At 35.9% G+C, this 16,774-nt stretch carries 16 protein-coding genes and 1 CRISPR repeat array; of the genes, 8 read left to right on the top strand and 8 right to left on the bottom strand.

The annotated features are described in order from the left end of the window. The first annotated feature begins 230 nt into the window (after window positions 1–230). From F6K22_RS09185 to F6K22_RS09220, 8 genes are all read left to right on the top strand, one after another. Window positions 231–734: a hypothetical protein gene (locus F6K22_RS09185; RefSeq protein WP_293096175.1), complete on the top strand. Its 504-nt coding sequence runs from the start codon at window positions 231–233 to the stop codon at window positions 732–734. Between the two features lie 435 nt (window positions 735–1,169). Continuing rightward, on the top strand, window positions 1,170–1,481 hold the full coding sequence (locus F6K22_RS09190) for a hypothetical protein (protein ID WP_293096178.1): 312 nt from the start codon (window positions 1,170–1,172) through the stop codon (window positions 1,479–1,481). After that, a complete protein-coding gene (locus F6K22_RS09195) occupies window positions 1,472–1,780 on the top strand; it encodes a hypothetical protein (protein WP_293096180.1) in 309 nt (102 codons plus the stop codon). Before F6K22_RS09190 ends, F6K22_RS09195 begins: the two co-directional genes overlap by 10 nt. Further along, window positions 1,777–1,992: a hypothetical protein gene (locus F6K22_RS09200; protein WP_293096182.1), complete on the top strand. Its 216-nt coding sequence runs from the start codon at window positions 1,777–1,779 to the stop codon at window positions 1,990–1,992. The genes F6K22_RS09195 and F6K22_RS09200 overlap by 4 nt, the downstream gene beginning before the upstream one ends. A gap of 431 nt (window positions 1,993–2,423) precedes the next feature. After that, a complete protein-coding gene (locus F6K22_RS09205; protein WP_293096185.1) occupies window positions 2,424–4,652 on the top strand; it encodes a hypothetical protein in 2,229 nt (742 codons plus the stop codon). Between the two features lie 35 nt (window positions 4,653–4,687). Beyond that, on the top strand, window positions 4,688–5,071 hold the full coding sequence (locus F6K22_RS09210) for a hypothetical protein (RefSeq protein ID WP_293096187.1): 384 nt from the start codon (window positions 4,688–4,690) through the stop codon (window positions 5,069–5,071). Between the two features lie 364 nt (window positions 5,072–5,435). Then, window positions 5,436–5,774 (top strand): hypothetical protein, encoded by a 339-nt coding sequence (locus F6K22_RS09215; RefSeq protein ID WP_293096189.1) that lies wholly within the window; start codon window positions 5,436–5,438, stop codon window positions 5,772–5,774. Between the two features lie 29 nt (window positions 5,775–5,803). Further along, window positions 5,804–6,148, top strand: a complete 345-nt coding sequence (locus tag F6K22_RS09220; protein ID WP_363273185.1) for an aspartyl protease — start codon at window positions 5,804–5,806, stop codon at window positions 6,146–6,148. 244 nt (window positions 6,149–6,392) lie between these two features. Here the strand turns inward: F6K22_RS09220 and F6K22_RS09225 are convergent, their stop codons facing one another. The 8 genes from F6K22_RS09225 to F6K22_RS09260 form a co-directional block, all read right to left on the bottom strand. Continuing rightward, window positions 6,393–7,505, bottom strand: a complete 1,113-nt coding sequence (locus tag F6K22_RS09225) for a substrate-binding domain-containing protein (protein WP_293096191.1) — start codon at window positions 7,503–7,505, stop codon at window positions 6,393–6,395. Between the two features lie 412 nt (window positions 7,506–7,917). Beyond that, entirely contained in the window at window positions 7,918–8,643 is a 726-nt protein-coding gene (locus F6K22_RS09230; protein ID WP_293096193.1) for a hypothetical protein, read from the bottom strand. 509 nt (window positions 8,644–9,152) lie between these two features. Further along, on the bottom strand, window positions 9,153–10,868 hold the full coding sequence (locus F6K22_RS09235; protein WP_293096195.1) for an extracellular solute-binding protein: 1,716 nt from the start codon (window positions 10,866–10,868) through the stop codon (window positions 9,153–9,155). Between the two features lie 1,006 nt (window positions 10,869–11,874). After that, a complete protein-coding gene (locus tag F6K22_RS09240) occupies window positions 11,875–13,497 on the bottom strand; it encodes a HesA/MoeB/ThiF family protein (protein ID WP_293096197.1) in 1,623 nt (540 codons plus the stop codon). Window positions 13,498–13,663: 166 nt separating this feature from the next. After that, on the bottom strand, window positions 13,664–14,149 hold the full coding sequence (locus F6K22_RS09245) for a hypothetical protein (protein ID WP_293096200.1): 486 nt from the start codon (window positions 14,147–14,149) through the stop codon (window positions 13,664–13,666). Between the two features lie 8 nt (window positions 14,150–14,157). Then, window positions 14,158–14,355 carry a hypothetical protein gene (locus F6K22_RS09250; RefSeq protein ID WP_293096202.1) on the bottom strand — a complete coding sequence of 66 codons (198 nt, stop codon included), beginning with the start codon at window positions 14,353–14,355 and terminating at the stop codon, window positions 14,158–14,160. Window positions 14,356–14,503: 148 nt separating this feature from the next. Next, a complete protein-coding gene (locus F6K22_RS09255) occupies window positions 14,504–14,875 on the bottom strand; it encodes a hypothetical protein (protein WP_293096205.1) in 372 nt (123 codons plus the stop codon). Between the two features lie 371 nt (window positions 14,876–15,246). Continuing rightward, window positions 15,247–15,819, bottom strand: coding sequence for a LabA-like NYN domain-containing protein (locus tag F6K22_RS09260; protein ID WP_293096208.1), 573 nt, complete (start codon window positions 15,817–15,819; stop codon window positions 15,247–15,249). Window positions 15,820–16,000: 181 nt separating this feature from the next. Further along, a CRISPR array of direct repeats spans window positions 16,001–16,648; the repeat unit is 36 nt; unit sequence GTTTCCATTAATTCCGCTTCAAACGAAGCACTAGAG. Window positions 16,649–16,774: the final 126 nt, after the last annotated feature.

Consider the following 16,774-nt stretch of genomic DNA (forward strand, 5'->3'; position numbering starts at 1 on the left):
TGCTTTACGGTTTAATCCCGTTAATGCTCTGAGTAACCTGTCTTGTTTTAAGGCTCGTTCAATATTTAGCATTTTTATGGCCAATTTCTTCTTGAATCATTTTACCTTATTTCCCAACAACTCTATTATCTACAGGTAAAAAATTAATTGGAAATAGCAGAAAATCTCTTGTATGCAGAGATAAAAATCAAGTAATTCAACTACCACCACAAATGGAGGCATAAAACGTAATGAAAACACTGGGTACTGGAAACTATATAACGCCTGGAGAGTACAGCAAACGCTCAGAGGCAACACAAGGACGTATTCGGCGCAACAATCTAACCGTTCTAGAATTGAAAGAGAAGCAATCTCAGAACTTAGTAACCGCCGAGCAGGTAAAGTTGCAAGCTTCACAGTATAAAATTCCACAAGCACAGGCACTTCTGGATAAAGAAATAGCTGTTACCAGAAAAAACTATCACGACGCTCAAAAAGCCAAAGTTGATGCAGTTACAGCGGGAGTCAACGTCCGCATTGCTCAACAGGGTCAGTCAAAAGCCCAGATTGAATTGAGCTATGCTCAAGTAGATAATCGTTTGACCTATTTGCAAAGGCAAGCCCAATTGACGGGAAAAGCAATGGATTTATCTAATCTGCTATCTCAGAATAGCGAGAAAAGTGCCCTTCTCTCAATGCAGGGTCGATTGATAGGCCAAAGCAGGGTTGTAACTCCTCTCAAGAGCGGTCTTTAATTATTAATTATTCGGGGCTTTGTTGCATGAAAGTATATAGCTGCCGCACTTGCTCCGCATATCTAAAATAATGTGCGAAAACTGCTGTAACTATTGGACAATAGATGAATAGAACATCAATTTAGATGTGAAAAAAGGCTGAAAAATTTGCCTGTAAAGGCTTTGAGGTTTAATTTCCCAGCTCTTACTATTGTCCAATAGATGAATCTAACATCAACAGCTAAAGAGAGCGATATATCTGTGGAATGGATGCTAAGAACGCTACTTTCATGCAACAAAGTCATTATTCGGTATAACTAACAGCGACAGGAGGCGATATAGCTGCTGCACTTACTCCGCCAACGCTCTATGAAAGACCAATCAGTATCATTCTGATTAGCTTAAGTAATTGTAGTAGCGATCGCCTCTATGCAGATAGTTGGTTTGTATAAAGTTATGCAACACAGATTGTATGGGTTAAGAGGCCAAGCTTATGTAGCTGAATATAAAAGGCTATATAAGGAATTAAAAGAAGCCATTAAAAAGGACTTTTTTGAAATAGTTGAAAAAACCGGGAATTTCAACCCGAAAAACTTGGGAGAATTATGCAATAAGTATCAAATTCCTGTAAAGGTAATGGATGAATGGTTGCCAGACATCACAATGGAAGAAAAAAATAGGCAAGATAAATTTTATCCAACTGGAACTTGGGAAAGATGTACAGAAAAAGGCATTAAAGCCAGAGATATAGGAGTGGTTTGGAAATAAGAGGAGTTGTCCGCGCTGTGCATGACCAATCTATATCATTCAAGTTAGCTCAAGTAATTGTAGTAGCTATCGCCTCTATTTTGTCAGGATATTTGATGAATTTTTTCTGGCTTTTGGCACTACCTGTTGTGCCTTACGTTATTGGATGTATGTTACTAATAGGGATGATTTATTGGGGAATATGGGCATCTTTTTATTGGAAAATAGCAACTTATTTTAATTCCCCAGAATGGTATCCGTGGTTAGTATTAATTATTAGTTTATTGATGATTTGTTATGGATTTTGGAGTTTCAAATGATGAAAAGTAAAGATGAAAAATTTAGATTGTATACGGAGTTAGACTTAAAAAATGCTTACTGGGAAGGAATCATAGACAAAACATCGTTTTTTGCTGTAATTGCTGCTGCTTTATTAGTTACTTCAGTAGTAGCAACTATTGCAGGCAAGTTAGTTCCTCCCATTTTAGAAGCTGCTTTTAATCCAACAATTCCGAATGAAGTAAACAATTAATTATTAACAATAATATAGACTGGAACATTAATAATTAATAAGAGAGTATCTTTCAGCAATTAACAGTTTTTATGTTCCGTTTGCGTAGCATTCCACAGTCAAGTCAAACAATTAATAATCTCTCCGACTGGATAATTAATAATCAATTATCTCCCTAGCTAGACGCTTTTCAATTGTTAATTATTAACTAGCTATTAGCCTTTTCTTACGGAATGCGGAGCTAACAGCATTTAGCTGGAGCGCTAAAGATTCAAGGGTTTAAGTCCCCACAAGGAGCAAAAAATTAGTGGTGCCCTTTTTTGGGGGGTTTGAATCCCCCATTGTACACGCCAGTAAAGCTGATTGCTGATAGCTGAGTGCTGACTGCTACTTCAATTATTAATTATTAATTATTAATTATTAATTATTCAAACCGACCTAGTTTTAATTTGATGAATGAGATTGATAATTTACCAAAAAAGGATTACTTTAACAGTGACTACTATATGAGTAGTGGTGACTTAAATGTAGAATATCCCAACTTTGAAGAGTTACAATCTCAACTCAACTTAAGTATTGATGACTTAAATTTACAGGATTCAAACTTAGTTAAGGAGCCACAATATCAACCAACTACTAAAACTAATAAAACTACCAAAATATTTGGCATAAAAACACCAGTAATTGTTGAAAAATATCTACATCTAGGAGTAGCAGGAGTAGGTTTAATTAGTGGAGTTGCTCTTACTATGGTAATTCCCACTATTTTTCTATCTTCTATATTTCTAATAACAGGAGGAATAGCAGGAATTAAATTTATGAATTCCTGTGAAAGACTCCCCACTAAATTAGAATCAGAAATACTCACCAAAGAACAACAATTACTTCAAAAGTCAGATAATATTACTGCTCTTAAACAAGAATATCAAACCAAACTATCAGAATTAAATTCTAGGTTACAACAACTAGAACAAGAAAAAGCCGAATTTACTGCAAAATTAGAAGCAGAATATCAAGAAAAAGTCAACATTCTTTCTGCTAAAGAAGAAGAACTACAAAACGAACTACTTGAGGCAATATCTGATGAAACTAACTCATTAAATCAACGGATAGCAGAAACAGAAGAGTCTTTACAAAAACATTTAGATATTCAAACAGAAGCTACCCAAAAAGAAATTGAATTACTACATGAACAATACCAATATGAACTAAGTTTAAAAGACGAAGCGATCGCTCAACTACAACTACAGCTTCAACAAAGTAACGCCTGTAAATTACCACCTAAAAGTGCTAAACGAATTCATCATGCAGCACTGCAAGTTCAAGAAATATTATTTGAGCATGAAGTAGCAGCAGACTTTATCGAATCATGGGCACATCCAAAAAGTCAATTTGATACACATTGGTTCGCCCTTCGTTATGGCATTCCTAAATACAAAGTTCAACGCGCCATAGAAAATATTCCTGGAAAAGTAGAGGGTTATTATACAGCACAATTAACCTGGGAAGACGGCAAATTCCAAATAGATTGTAGTTTATTTGACCCTAGTATAACCAAACCACAAAAAGTCAAAGGAATAGAAATTGAACCTGCACCTACTGACTGGATATTAAATTCATTAGGTGAAATTTCCAGTCAAGAGCATGGAGGTTATCATGTATTTATTTGTGGTCCGACAGGAACAGGAAAATCAGTTTTTCTAGGAAATATTCTTGACTTAGCATTCAGAAAAATAGGAGTAATAGACTTAAGATTAATAGACCCCAAATATCCAGATTCAAAATGGATAATTAAAGGAGAAAAATTTACACCTCAATATAAAGGATTTAAACCTTGGACGAATCCAGATGGAGAAGAAGAACCTTGTGCAATGGATGGTTTATTGGATATGCAAGAGTCGGTAGAAAACAGATTGGAATCAGCAAGAGAAGCAGAATATTTAGGTAAAGAAGCACCAGAAAGACATACTATTTTATGGGTAATAGATGAAACAGAAAGACTAATAGCTGAAAATCCTAAAAATGCCAAAAATAAAGGTCCTAATGCAGTAGACCCCATACTTCATACATTAAAAGTAGGACGTTCAACTAAAAATATTATGATTATGTTAGGGCAGTCTCCCATGTGTAGTAGATATGGAATGTTAGAGACAGACTTAGATAATTTTGGTATAGCAGCTTGGTTAGGAGCAGAGAATATTAAAAAAGGAATAGATGAAGTTTCCAATAATATTTTAAGCACGAAAAAAAGACTGAGAAAACAATTAGAGGCGTGGGAAAGTTTAGCAGAGCAAGACTCAGCAAATAAATTTATTGCCCTGATAAAAATGCGTGGGCAACCAGCATTTATAGCTAAATTACCACCTCCTAATTGTTTTAGTAATTCAGAGCTTGGAGTGGAACTCGAAGAAAATCAAGTTCCGGTGGAATCTCAGGTAGAGTCGGAAGTTCCGAGCTTTATGGTTTCAGTTCCGAGTGTTGAATCTACAGAAAAATTAGCTGATGATGCTAGGAGGTTAGACCATGTTCAGGAGTTAAGAGAAAATAATCCAAATATTGGGATTGAACAGTTAGTAGCTACAGTTTATGCAGATTGGAATGTGCTGACTAAAGAGGGTAAAAAAAGTGCAAGGCGGTGGTGGAAAGCTAGAGAACATTTAAGGCAAATTGCAGGGATTTAGTAAATTTTTTTTGGAATTAATAAAAATTAGGAGTTATGAATAGAAGTAAGAATGATATTCAAGACCAAGACTGGAGTATTAGGTATCCTGATAATTGGAGAGAAATATCTTGGAAATGTCGCGAATCAACTAATTTTAAATGTTGTTTATGTGGGGATGAAGCTACACAGACTCATCACGCTTTGTATACTTATCGTGATGGAAAAGTTATTGCTGATTTTCGCGGTATAGGAAGTTATTTATTTCCGCTTTGTGAAGATTGTCATCAACTAGCTCATCATCCTTTTAATTATCGGAAAGACTCGAAAAATCCTGTGTTGGGTAATAAAAATTCACCCAGGTTTTATAAATTATTGAGGGATGGTTGGTTGAAGACAAGAAAAAATCAAAAAAAGTTTTCAAATGTTATATTTAAATAATTCTTAAACCAATCTTATATTTTCTCTAAGCTTTATATGGCAATTATGTTCTCATACTATTAAAACTATCTTTGCTCTTCCTCATCAAAAACTGGTTGCCAAAGTTCAGAAATGGATATTTCCCAACCAGGAATTAGTTCAGGAACGCTCAATATTTCATTATTTGTAAGTTTGATGGCTTCACCGAATAATTAATAGTTAATAATTAATAATTATTAATTCAACAATTCATGCCTTGAAGCCGACCCTTGATAATTAATAATTAACAATTAATAATTGAAAAATGTATAAAATAGCAAGATACCTATTATTATATCAGAAAGGTTAATCAGCTAAAATTAATAGACAAAAAACGAGAAAAAAAATGGAAGCCCCAAAAGAACTTACTCACCCAGAAAAAACTCAACAGTTTCGGACAAGATTATTTCCAGGGCAGTTTCTGCCTCCTGAAGAAATAGCTAGACGCAAAACAGCAAAAGCAGAATTTAGCGCTCGCTGCCGAGTAGTCTTTGAAAAACTTCGTCCCCAGTTAATTGAAAAATATTATAACTGGTTTATTGCTGTTGATCCAGACAGCGAAGAATATTTAATCGACTCATCCCTAGAAGGTTTGCTCAAAAAAGTCCGAAACAACTACCCAGATGGTATTGTCAAACTAACTACCTATCGACTTAATGAAATTGGAGTTTGTGGCAAAATATGATTTTTGGTAGGTTTGGGAATGAGGGCGAATTGTTTTTTGAAATTGAATTAGTTGCTGTAACTGGAGAGCAATTTATGGTAGATGGGTTGTTAGACACTGGTTTTACTACAGGGTGGCTGGGTATTAATTCTCAGGATCTAGAGGCTTTACAGTGGCCTTTAGTTGCATCAGGTATAGAAATGCAGACTGCTAGAGGAAATGAGTTATTTGATATCCATCAAGGCCATATAATTATTGATGGAGAAGAAGTGACAATTCCAGTTCATGTTGGTGACGAAATTCCTGATTTTTTAATTGGTGCCCGATGGCTGGAGATAATGGAGCTGACAATTAATCAGCCAAAGGGAATTTTAACCCTGTCAAGGATTGTCTGAAGTGGCGTTACGAGTAGAAAAAATCAAGCATCTAAACCATACTCCCTAACAAAAATGAAATTTTTTGTATTTAAGTCCAATGGTGGTTGAAAAATTTCAAGAGAGTTGAATGCTAATAATCTTTAATGATAAGGCTTTTGGCTATTACTCTGATTCTTTAGCGTACAAAACTGCCAATTTGGAACAGTCTAGCCTAATATTTGTAGTTGTGTAGTTTGGCTCCTTAGTAATCAACTATCAAATCCTAATTTGCCCTCTCCCACAAACGCTTAATTTCTGTCAATACCTCCGCGTCAGGAGTTGACATAGTTTTCACCCCAGGATTAACTTTAGCACCAGGGATACTTTGACTCCAGGGACTATTTGGTAGATTCTGTAAATCCAAACTCTCGTCTACAGGGCGAAACCCATACTGTACAAATAGTTTCTGCTGTTCTGGTTGCCTGAGAAAATCAATAAATTTTCTAGCTGCTGAGACCATACCACCACTAACATCACGTCTGGCGATCGCTGCTGTGGAAACTGTTTCAATGGTAGGGTTGAGATAATAAATTTGATACGGTTGCCCTTGGGTAGTGCGAGACTGTTCCCATCGATGCAAGGCAATACTCTCATATACTGTTGCTATATCTGCATCATTTTCACCCTTGGCAATAAATTCTTGTAACAAAATATCAGTCGAACGTGGAGGCAAATAAACCGAACGCTTGACTAAACTAAATAAAGATTTTACTGAGGAATTATTTAAACTTCTACTGTAAAGAATTGTTCCACCAATTTTAGACTTAGCCCATAAACTTAATGTTAATTGACCACTATTGGAGCGAGTAGGATTAGTAGTAAGAAAATCAAAACTACCCCACTGTGGTTTACCTCCAATTTTTTCCCAATTTCCAACTTCCATTGCTTGAGCAATTTTTCCCCAACTAAATTGATTATTCGGAAATAAAACTTGACCACGTTCCGGCCAAGCGATCGCTACTAACATTGTTTTGGCAATTGGTTGTGGTTTGTCAGAAAAAGGTTCACTATTATTTTGCGCCTTCCACCTTATTTCTAATTCTTGTAAAATTTCTCTATTAGCAGGAATTAAAATTGTGGGAGTAAAATCATTTCGGTCATCAACATATTTATTAATAATATCTTGGGAACCTTGATATTTGAGTTCTAAATTAATCTGTGGATATTTTTGTTCAAATTTAGTTTCTAATTCAGGGAGAATTTCTTGTAGTTCTGTGCCACTAACGACTACAATATTTTTTGAGATTTTCGGGAGTGGAATATATGTTAAACCAAGGGATGCTAAAATAATTGCTAAAGAGGTAATTAACGATTTTTTTTTGTTAGTATATTTCATGGTTTTTAAGTTTAATTATAGAATTTTTCAGGTCACTGAAGCACAGAAAAAAATGATAACTTGGCTACAAGTAAATTTTAGGTATTAGGTTTTATAGCACTACGCATTAAGGTGTTTAAGATTTCGTGGATCCTGTTTGCGCAGCATGACCTAGGAAAACCCTTTAACAGTTCACTATTCCCTAGCGCGTAGCGCTATATATAGAGGCTGGATAATTACTATTTTATCTAGGACTATTTCCTTCACCACTGTGCCATTTTGTGTATTTACGAAAATACCTTATTTAGAGCTTCTAGAAAATTTATATTTCCCTACCTGAAAGTAAGTAAATTCATGCTCAAAATCTAGAATGGAATGACCCTGATTTTCTCCTTGTTTTCTATTCCCTACTCCCTACTCCCTATTCCCTATTTTACTGATAAATTAAGAAATCAATATTTTCTTGAAAACTGCGAAGTTCTTGAGATAGTGCCTGTAATTCTTGTTGTTGTTGATAATTACTTAGATCGGTCATTCTCAGTTTATTTTGCATTTGTTGTAAGACACCAGCCGATTCTTGAATCATAGTAGAAAGACTAATAACTTGTGCCTGTCTAGCATCTTGTCCTTGATTTGCTAGTTCAATATTTCGCTGCAAACTTGTTGCTAATTTAGTTAATTGTTCTCTGGCAATACCTCTACTACTAGACAGTTTTGCTTCAACTTCATTTAATTGTCGCTGGAGTTCTGAAGTGGATAATAAAGAATCATCGCCTTGTAAACGTCTTACCATTTTATCAATTTTTGTAGGGAGTTCGTAGGAGCGATCGCAAGCATATTGTATAAATCCTAATAGTTCCATTTCTGGAGTTCCTGTCAAAAGTTTTCCAGCTTCTTGACGCAGATTATTTGCTTTTTCTGCTAATAAGTTTGCCTGCTGTTTTACAGATTCTATTTCTTTGACTAAAGCGGGATTTTTTAGTTGTACAGATTCAGATTCTGAAGTATTTAATAATGTGGCTCCCGCAGTAGAAATTATGGCTGCAGTTGGTAACATAATTATGCTAGGTAAACCTGTAAATCTGACTCCTATAATTAAAGTAATGCCACCAATTAAGATAGCGAGGGGATGATAGAGTGGATTGACTAATTGCATCATTTTTCTTCCTGATTTTTTACTTCTACCTTTTTGGGAAAATTTACTTTTCTAAAAGTAGATTAAATAATTTCAAATTTGATTCCTTTCTTTTGATTCCTCTTTTATTCATTCCTTGAAAAATTCACTTATCAAAAAGTCGGTTGACTAATTTCAGAATTTAATTCCTTAATTTTTACTTATCCCTTTTGGGAAAAATTCACTTGTCTAAAAGTAGATTAAATAATTTCAAATTTGATTCCTCTTTTATTCATTCCTTGAAAAATTCACTTATCAAAAAGTCGGTTGACTAATTTCAGAATTTAATTCCTGATTTTTTACTTCTCCCTTCCTGGAAAATTTAACTTGTCTAAAATTAGACTAAATAATTTCAAATTTGATTCCTCTTTTATTCATTCCTTGAAAAATTCACTTATCAAAAAGTCGGTTGACTAATTTCAGAATTTGATTCTTTCTTTTTTACTTCTCCCTTCTTCCTTCTATTCTAGATAACTAAAGCCTTCTTCCTTCCTTTAAAACTCTACTTGTAAATCTAACATTAACTTAGAAATAGTTTCTGGATTACCCTTACGATAATAACCAGCATTTAATTCCGCAATTTTTTCCAAAACATCAGGATTAAACTCTCCTTCTTTACCATATCCAACCGTAAATAAAGCAATCCTCTGGTCAGAATTAAAACCACTTTTTTGTAGTTCATTTTTTAACTGATTTAACTGAATTTTAGAACCAGAATCTTCCCCATCAGTTAAAATTAATATGGCATTAATAGCCTGACTTCTGAGATTTTGCTGTAACCAGTTACGAGCATAAAGAGTAGCATCATATAACTTTGTGCCACCTGCAGCTTGCAAACTACTAATAAATAGTAGACCGCGATCGCGTCCCTCTGGAGTTCCATCCACTACCACTGGAGGCCGAATTTCAGTATCAAAATCAATCAGAGCAATTTGGTTATTAGGGCCTAGACTGTTAATATAAGTTTGCAAAGTATTCTGAACAGCAGGTAATTTCGTCCCCTGCATCGAACCTGAAGAGTCAACAACAACTACTACTAATGATGGCTTTTTGGCGTACTCCTGCCAAGATTTTAACATGGCCTCTGCTACTTCTGGTTTGGGTGGACGGTAGGAGTCATATTTAGCATTGGGGTCAACTCCAAAAGCAGGACTAATCTTTGTACCGAGGGGAATACCAGGCATAGCAGGCCGTAATCCTAAATCAGTAGCAATTCTTTGGACTTCTGGCGATCGCAAATATGCAATAATTTCTGTAGCAGCAGCTTTTTCCTTTTCACTCACCCAGGGCGCATTAGGTACAATTGCTCTCATATTAGAAGTAAAAGTTGCTTCAGGATAAATTGCCCTGTATTTTGGTTGTCCTGGTTGGCGATGGGTATTTGCAGCAATTACCGAAGACTCATAAACCGAACCAATAGAGGCCCAAAACGGTCCATTTTTGACCATTGATTTTGCTAGGGAACTGGTTGACTTACCGTAGCGAGTAATTTTGCTTTGAATTTGTTGTACCCGATCTTGATAGCGCGTTACATCTGCCACTGTCATATTTTCTGGTCGCTTGCCAGATAGTTCCGCAAATTGAGATACGAGAGTTTGTAAACCTGAGTTGGAGCGGGTGGGGGCGGTATGAACGAAATAAATAGGAGTTGGCGGTGCAGAGGAGTCGAGGTCTCGATGGGTTTGTGCTGTTACTAATGCTTTAAATAAATCATCAACATTTTCGATGGCGTTGGCAATGTTTTCTTGTGCCATAAATACCATCGGACTATTTGTTAACATTGGTGCATCTGTAATTTCTGGAATATAGTTTTGTCCAGGAAATAATTGTTCCATTCGATACTTCAACTGAGCATGATAAATCTCACCATCCACAGAAATAATTGTGGGAAATTCTGGTGAGTCAGCAGATAATATTCCAGTTTGAAATTGTTCAGCAAAAGACATGACTGTAGTAACTACATCCCCGCTACCTTTAGCATCACAACTTATATAATAAGAAGTACCATCATTCAGTTTTGGTTTTTGTTGATTGAAACTTTCTGCTGCTTTTTCACAAAAGTCTCCTAAAGCACTTCCCATTAAGAGTTTAATTTCCAGACCTTGATGTTTGTTGGTGGTATTGGTATTGTCTGGTATTGCACAAGCAGTTAACAGCATTAAGAGAGAAATGCCCAGATATTTAATTCTTTGACTATTTTTAGTAATCATAATTGGTGAATTTATGTTATGTATACTAAGTGTAAAAAATAGGTGGAAGTAGAAATAGTCTCAAAAAGTTATAGATAAATGTTTTGATTAAGTACGGTTATTTTTATTCACAACATAAGGCCAAAATTTACAGATATTGTTAAGATTTTTGATCGGACTTATGATTAGTGATTTGAGAGACTATTTTTCAATCTTAAGTCTACTAATTAATTCAGAGCAGTAGAAGAGTTTTATGAAAAATTCCAGTAATTAAAGTAGTATCCGTCAACCCAACTCAAGCAGCTTTGACTGTATGTAGTGCGCGTATACTTTCATTGACTGCAATAGAAATCGCCTTTTTATATCATGTCCGCTTGAATACTTATACTTTGGTAGAAGGAAGGCAGAGGGCACTTATACTGGAGGCAGAAGGTTTTCTGGCAATTGTGATTTAATTCTATACACGCTCCGATGCTACCGGACATGATATTACCTAAATAACACGGGAGCATGAAAGCCATCATCTTTTAAGCGATGGATAAAAGGCGAGGAGTCGGATTTTAATCTGAAGTATTTTATTTGACCGAAAAGCAACGTTGAAGTTCCCCATGTTTTAACCGGGACATGAAAACCAGGGAATCGTTGAGACTGGACAATTTTAGTTGTCCTCATTATTAAATTAAGGAATAGCATAAAAAAAAAATTATGCTTTCTGTCTTTAAGTAAAATCTCTATACTCTATGTTCATGAAAACTGCTATAAGTCCTGTTATTGTTCAGCGATCGCATAGATAGCAATTCGATAAACTTGTGTGTGAGGAGGTATTATAGCAATTCTCAAAAAGAATGCTATACTTCTAATTCTACTTCAGTTATTAAGTAATAAGTAAGCTTCAGTCATTTTTTTAACTATTATCGGCATTAAGCCCAGATATATTATGTCTTTGAACCCTACTCCCTACTCCCTGTTCTCAAGGAGATGTAGCAAGAATGCATGAGAAATGATATTAGATATATGGCCAGTCAGCTTAAACTTCAGTTCCACAAAAATAACAATCTGTATTAGTCAAATAATCAGTATCAGTTTTGTGCCACTTGGATTCAGGAAATTCATAAATCCAGTCCAAACCAGCATCAATGTCCAAAAATCCACTGACCATTCCTTGAATTATCCCTACTGCCGTACTAGCACAAATACTATTCAACCAAAAAACAGCCGGGTCATTAATACCTTCAATATAACCAGCTTTAGTAGCAAGATGTTCAATTTCACCAGCCGTAGACTCTAAAGATGCTTTGTGTAGATTAATAATATTACCACACATCAAACACCAGCCACCACCTAATGGTGGGACTGTAATGCGACAATACATTCGGGGAATATCAACAGGGTTTTCGCCTGATAAAGCAGAGTCGGAAAATTCTTCATCCTTCTGTGAAGCTGTAGCCAAATGAGAATAAGAAGTACCAGTAAAAACCTTCTCCCTTCTACCCTCTGCTCTCTGCCTTCTAATATCAATATGAGTTCCTAGACAAACCAGAGGTCTCATATATTTAAGTGCTAACTCTTGAGCAACTTGCCGAGAATAATGATTATCAGTTGCCACAACAATTAAATCGGAAACTCCTATTTCTTGTTGAGCTAATTCACTTTCAATAGTAGTGGGTATAGTTTTGACATTAGCATTTGTATGATAAATTTGTTGAATTAGTTCCTTAACATACTCAACCTTGGGTAACTGCTGCTCTGCCATCTCCCATCTTGCTCCTGGCATTCGATTGAGATTTGCGGTTTCGAGACAGTCAGGGTCAATTAATACCCAATTTTTCACACCTAAACGCCCCAAAACTTCTGCAAAAACAGACCCTATGCCTCCACAACCTATTAATGTGACTGTCAGTTCGTTCAGTTTTTCCTGCAAGGCGTTACCAAAGATTTCTTGACGAGCAAACATTGATTCACTTTGTAAGGCAGAAGGGTTTGAATTTTCTGTTAGCTCTTGCTGCATCGGTGTCTCATCCCCAAGCGCTTTACTTTTTGGTAGAGTCAAATTTCTATCTTGAGTAAGTCTAGATGTTGGAGTAATAATAACCTTCTGCCTCCTCCCCCTTTCAAAGGGGGGTAGGGGGGATGCCTCCTGCCTTCTCTCAAACCATGATGGATAAAAGTCAACTTCCTCAAATGAGCTGCCGAGTTTATTCCAGATACGGAATTTAGGTTTCTGTAATGACTCGTTGAAAATACCAGAAATTAATTTGGCTTGTTTTTCAAAATTTGTGCTAATAAATTTGGCATATTCAGATTCATGGCGATCGTCAACTGTAGAAAAAGAAGGTGTATCCAAACCGGGGTGAGTATGAATATGAACAATATCAAATCCATTTTCCAAATACGTTTGAAGTAAATACAGATGAAACTCTTGTTTTAAAACTAATCCAGTTGTAGATTGATGTTCGTAGCACGACTCAGTAGGAACTATCCATGTTTTGGGAAAATACCTGAGTTGAGTTTCTGAGATTTGATGATGTTTACAGAAGAAAAAACCAATGATTTCTTCTCCGGCAGTTTGTGTCTTTAACATCATCTGACGAAATTGCTGCCACATTAACGGTGGAATGTGTAAAGAAATTTTTGAGGATTTTTGTGTCATATTTTTTTTAGATAGGAGTCAGAATTCAGAATTCAGGAGTTAGCCTGAAAATCTAGGTTGGGTTGAGGAAACGAAACCCAACAAAGCCGAACTAAACAACTTAGTGTTGGGTTTCACAAAGTGAAACCCAACCTACTGGACTGGACTGAATTCTCAATTCTGAATTCTAATTATCACTATTAATTGCGTGACGAGCGGTAACAAATAAGGTAGCAAGGTTGTGTCCGTTCCCTGGTTGTTTCTTAGGCCGCCAAGAATTGAGCCATCGCTCTCGATTAAAACCACCACCTAATCCCACACAATACCAATACCAACCTTCTTCGCTTAAAAAGGGTGCCCCATAATAACTCTGTCGGGTAAAATGATGGTCTCCTTCTCCTACACTATTCCAAGGGTAATTGAGATAGCAGCCAATAGGGGGTAAACGAGGGTAGTCTGGTGGTAATAAAAACAGTACGTCAGAATTAGTTACTTTAAACTTAGAAGAAGATAAAGACATTCCTTTAATTAGAACAGCAGTATATTGAATATCGCTAATAGTTTTACTGCCTACAATGATATTATTTGCAACTTTTTCTAACAGTTTAAGTTCGGTTTTAATACGATTTGATGGTTTAAATTTGGTAGAAATAGCATTAACTGTAATTGTCATAATTATCCTCAGCCTTTAACAATTTTGGGAACTGTCCAAACTCTTGAACCTTCTTTGAGGGCTTCATTTTCTTGTAAGGGTTTGGTTTTACCAAAGCCTTCTTCCATAACGTCATCATTACCAATATCTGGTAGTTTCGCTCTTAATTCTTCAACAGTTGCACCTTCGGGTAAATCTATTAATTTACCATTAACAACAGCTTTCATTTATTTCTCCTTTTGAGTTGAAATGTAAGGATTCAGAAGTCAGTAGCTAGGAGTCAGAATTAGGAAGATAATTTAGTTTAACTAAAGTGAAAATAATCAATTATAGGGTGATTATTACTCCTGAATTCTGGCTCCTAGCTACTGACTTCTATCGGTTAGATATCGAGTTTTCTACTAAGGTGTTTTCCTGTTGTGCTCTGAGAATAGATGATTGATTTACACCCATTCCAATAAATAAAACACCAAAAATGATTGAAGAAACTACAGTTGTTGAAAAAAGACGATAGTAAAGTTTTTCTAGTTGTTGAACTGAATTTTTAAGAGAGGTTATTTGTTCATAATCTTCGAGGTTGGTTGCACTAAAAGCTGATTCTAATTTTTCAAATTGTTGAGTCAGATATTCTAGTTTGAAGCGGATATAATTAAATCCGGTTGGTTGCCGAAAAACTACTAATTTTCCGTTTAGAGTTTCCATGGCTTTTTTGGAGATTGCTTGGGGTAAGGCTAGAATTTTTTTCATGGTTTTTTTCGTTTAATTTTCGTAATGTGACATTAATTAATCGTCTCTTTTAGGAGAAGGATTTAGAATCCAGAAGTCAGAATCCAGGATTCTAAATTCAGGATAAATATAGAAGCTAATTCGATAATTGATAATGAATAATGGATAATTACCTCTTTTACAATGGATGATGAACAATAAATAATGGAGTATGAAAACTCTCTTTAATTATCAACTATCAATTATTAGGAGAGGCTTTAATTTGAATTAATTAATTGTCAATTATCCATTAGTCAGATGATGTGTTTGGCTTCTTTAAGGTGTTTAGAAAAGTGAGAGAGAAGGAATTTTTCAACCATTCCCATTCAGACTTCTAACTCCTGGCTCATTCTTCAATCAAAAAGATTTGCGTTACCTATTCTGTGGTATTCTTGGTGTTTATTTTGCTGTTTGAAACCATCAAAAATTTCTACCAAGTCTACAATACTGCTAGCTGCAATTTTTAAGTCGTTGCCTAAAGATTGTTCGACGGATGCAACTTCGACACGCATTCCCCTTCTTCTGAGTTTTTCTGCTAGGTAAGCAAAGTCAGAGTCGCCTGTGACTAAGACGACGATATCGGGGCGAACTTCTAATGCTAGTTCAACTGCGTCCATTGCCATCACGATGTCAATATTAGTTTCGTAGTCATCGCCTTTGGCTTTACCTTCTTTGGGGACTACTAAAAATCCGTTGCTTTTTGCCCAATAGATGAATTTTTCTTTGGTTTTACGTTGTTCCTGAAATCGCTCTTTGGCTGGAGGTAAGCCAACGTAAATCACCATTTCGATGAGTTCTCTACCTTCGTTTTGGTTGGCTAAGTAGTCGCGGATTTTTTGCCAGTCTACTTTGCGGTTAAAGCTCTGGGCGCTGAGGAAGGTATTGTCGCTATCGGCGAGGATCAATACCCGTCGTGTTGTTGCCATGGTTGGTGTTGATTCATTTGTTTGTTCGTTTCTCTTAACTGTTTATATTTAAGCATGGGTATGGAAAGGGGCTTTTCCGTTGAATTTACGGTTTTGTTGGGGCACAATTTCGCACTTTGCAGGCGCACGACTATGTTGACGGAAAATTTGGCAAAAAAAAACTTCCTCAATATCAGAGGAAGTTTCTATTAATTCCGCTTCAAACGAAGCACTAGAGCCGTGCGGAGGCTGGTATTGAGTTTCCATTAGGAGCTCAAGGTTTCCATTAATTCCGCTTCAAACGAAGCACTAGAGCAAATACTCTTACGTTCCTCGAAATGGCAAAGACTTCTTTGTTTCCATTAATTCCGCTTCAAACGAAGCACTAGAGCGTAAATATTCTGATAGGACCTTTGTCTCTCCGGAGGTTTTGGTTTCCATTAATTCCGCTTCAAACGAAGCACTAGAGAGAATTTACCATGCAAAGAACTACAGACAAAATCAAGATGTTGTTTCCATTAATTCCGCTTCAAACGAAGCACTAGAGACCTAGTGTATAAACCATTAGTATGGCTGAACCTTGCGTTTCCATTAATTCCGCTTCAAACGAAGCACTAGAGCTCTCTAATGAGAGCAGAAATAGTGTTTTGAATCATATTGATGTTTCCATTAATTCCGCTTCAAACGAAGCACTAGAGTAAGTACCGTTTGTATAATAATGAGTATAGTGCATACATGTTTCCATTAATTCCGCTTCAAACGAAGCACTAGAGAAGAGCGACAATCACAAAAGTTAACATTTATGTAGGGGGAAGTTTCCATTAATTCCGCTTCAAACGAAGTACTAGATGTAACGGCTCGCAAACAAAAACGCCTCGGCTCGCAAACAAGACAATTTTCAGCTCACATTAACTGCAAATAAAAACACCTTTCAGCTCAGATTATTTGCAAACAAGCTCAGATTATTTGCAAACAG

The organism is Okeania sp. SIO2F4, assembly GCF_010672385.1.
In the GTDB taxonomy this organism is placed as follows: Bacteria; Cyanobacteriota; Cyanobacteriia; order Cyanobacteriales; family Microcoleaceae; genus Trichodesmium.

Coding starts and splice junctions, on each gene's coding strand:
- F6K22_RS09185 (WP_293096175.1), top strand. CDS start 231: ATGAAAACACTGGGTACTGGAAACTATATAACGCCTGGAGAGTACAGC.
- F6K22_RS09230 (WP_293096193.1), bottom strand. CDS start 8,643: ATGATGCAATTAGTCAATCCACTCTATCATCCCCTCGCTATCTTAATT.
- F6K22_RS09245 (WP_293096200.1), bottom strand. CDS start 14,149: ATGACAATTACAGTTAATGCTATTTCTACCAAATTTAAACCATCAAAT.
- F6K22_RS09260 (WP_293096208.1), bottom strand. CDS start 15,819: ATGGCAACAACACGACGGGTATTGATCCTCGCCGATAGCGACAATACC.
- F6K22_RS09215 (WP_293096189.1), top strand. CDS start 5,436: ATGGAAGCCCCAAAAGAACTTACTCACCCAGAAAAAACTCAACAGTTT.
- F6K22_RS09190 (WP_293096178.1), top strand. CDS start 1,170: ATGCAACACAGATTGTATGGGTTAAGAGGCCAAGCTTATGTAGCTGAA.
- F6K22_RS09240 (WP_293096197.1), bottom strand. CDS start 13,497: ATGACACAAAAATCCTCAAAAATTTCTTTACACATTCCACCGTTAATG.
- F6K22_RS09210 (WP_293096187.1), top strand. CDS start 4,688: ATGAATAGAAGTAAGAATGATATTCAAGACCAAGACTGGAGTATTAGG.
- F6K22_RS09255 (WP_293096205.1), bottom strand. CDS start 14,875: ATGAAAAAAATTCTAGCCTTACCCCAAGCAATCTCCAAAAAAGCCATG.
- F6K22_RS09200 (WP_293096182.1), top strand. CDS start 1,777: ATGATGAAAAGTAAAGATGAAAAATTTAGATTGTATACGGAGTTAGAC.
- F6K22_RS09250 (WP_293096202.1), bottom strand. CDS start 14,355: ATGAAAGCTGTTGTTAATGGTAAATTAATAGATTTACCCGAAGGTGCA.
- F6K22_RS09225 (WP_293096191.1), bottom strand. CDS start 7,505: ATGAAATATACTAACAAAAAAAAATCGTTAATTACCTCTTTAGCAATT.
- F6K22_RS09235 (WP_293096195.1), bottom strand. CDS start 10,868: ATGATTACTAAAAATAGTCAAAGAATTAAATATCTGGGCATTTCTCTC.
- F6K22_RS09205 (WP_293096185.1), top strand. CDS start 2,424: ATGAATGAGATTGATAATTTACCAAAAAAGGATTACTTTAACAGTGAC.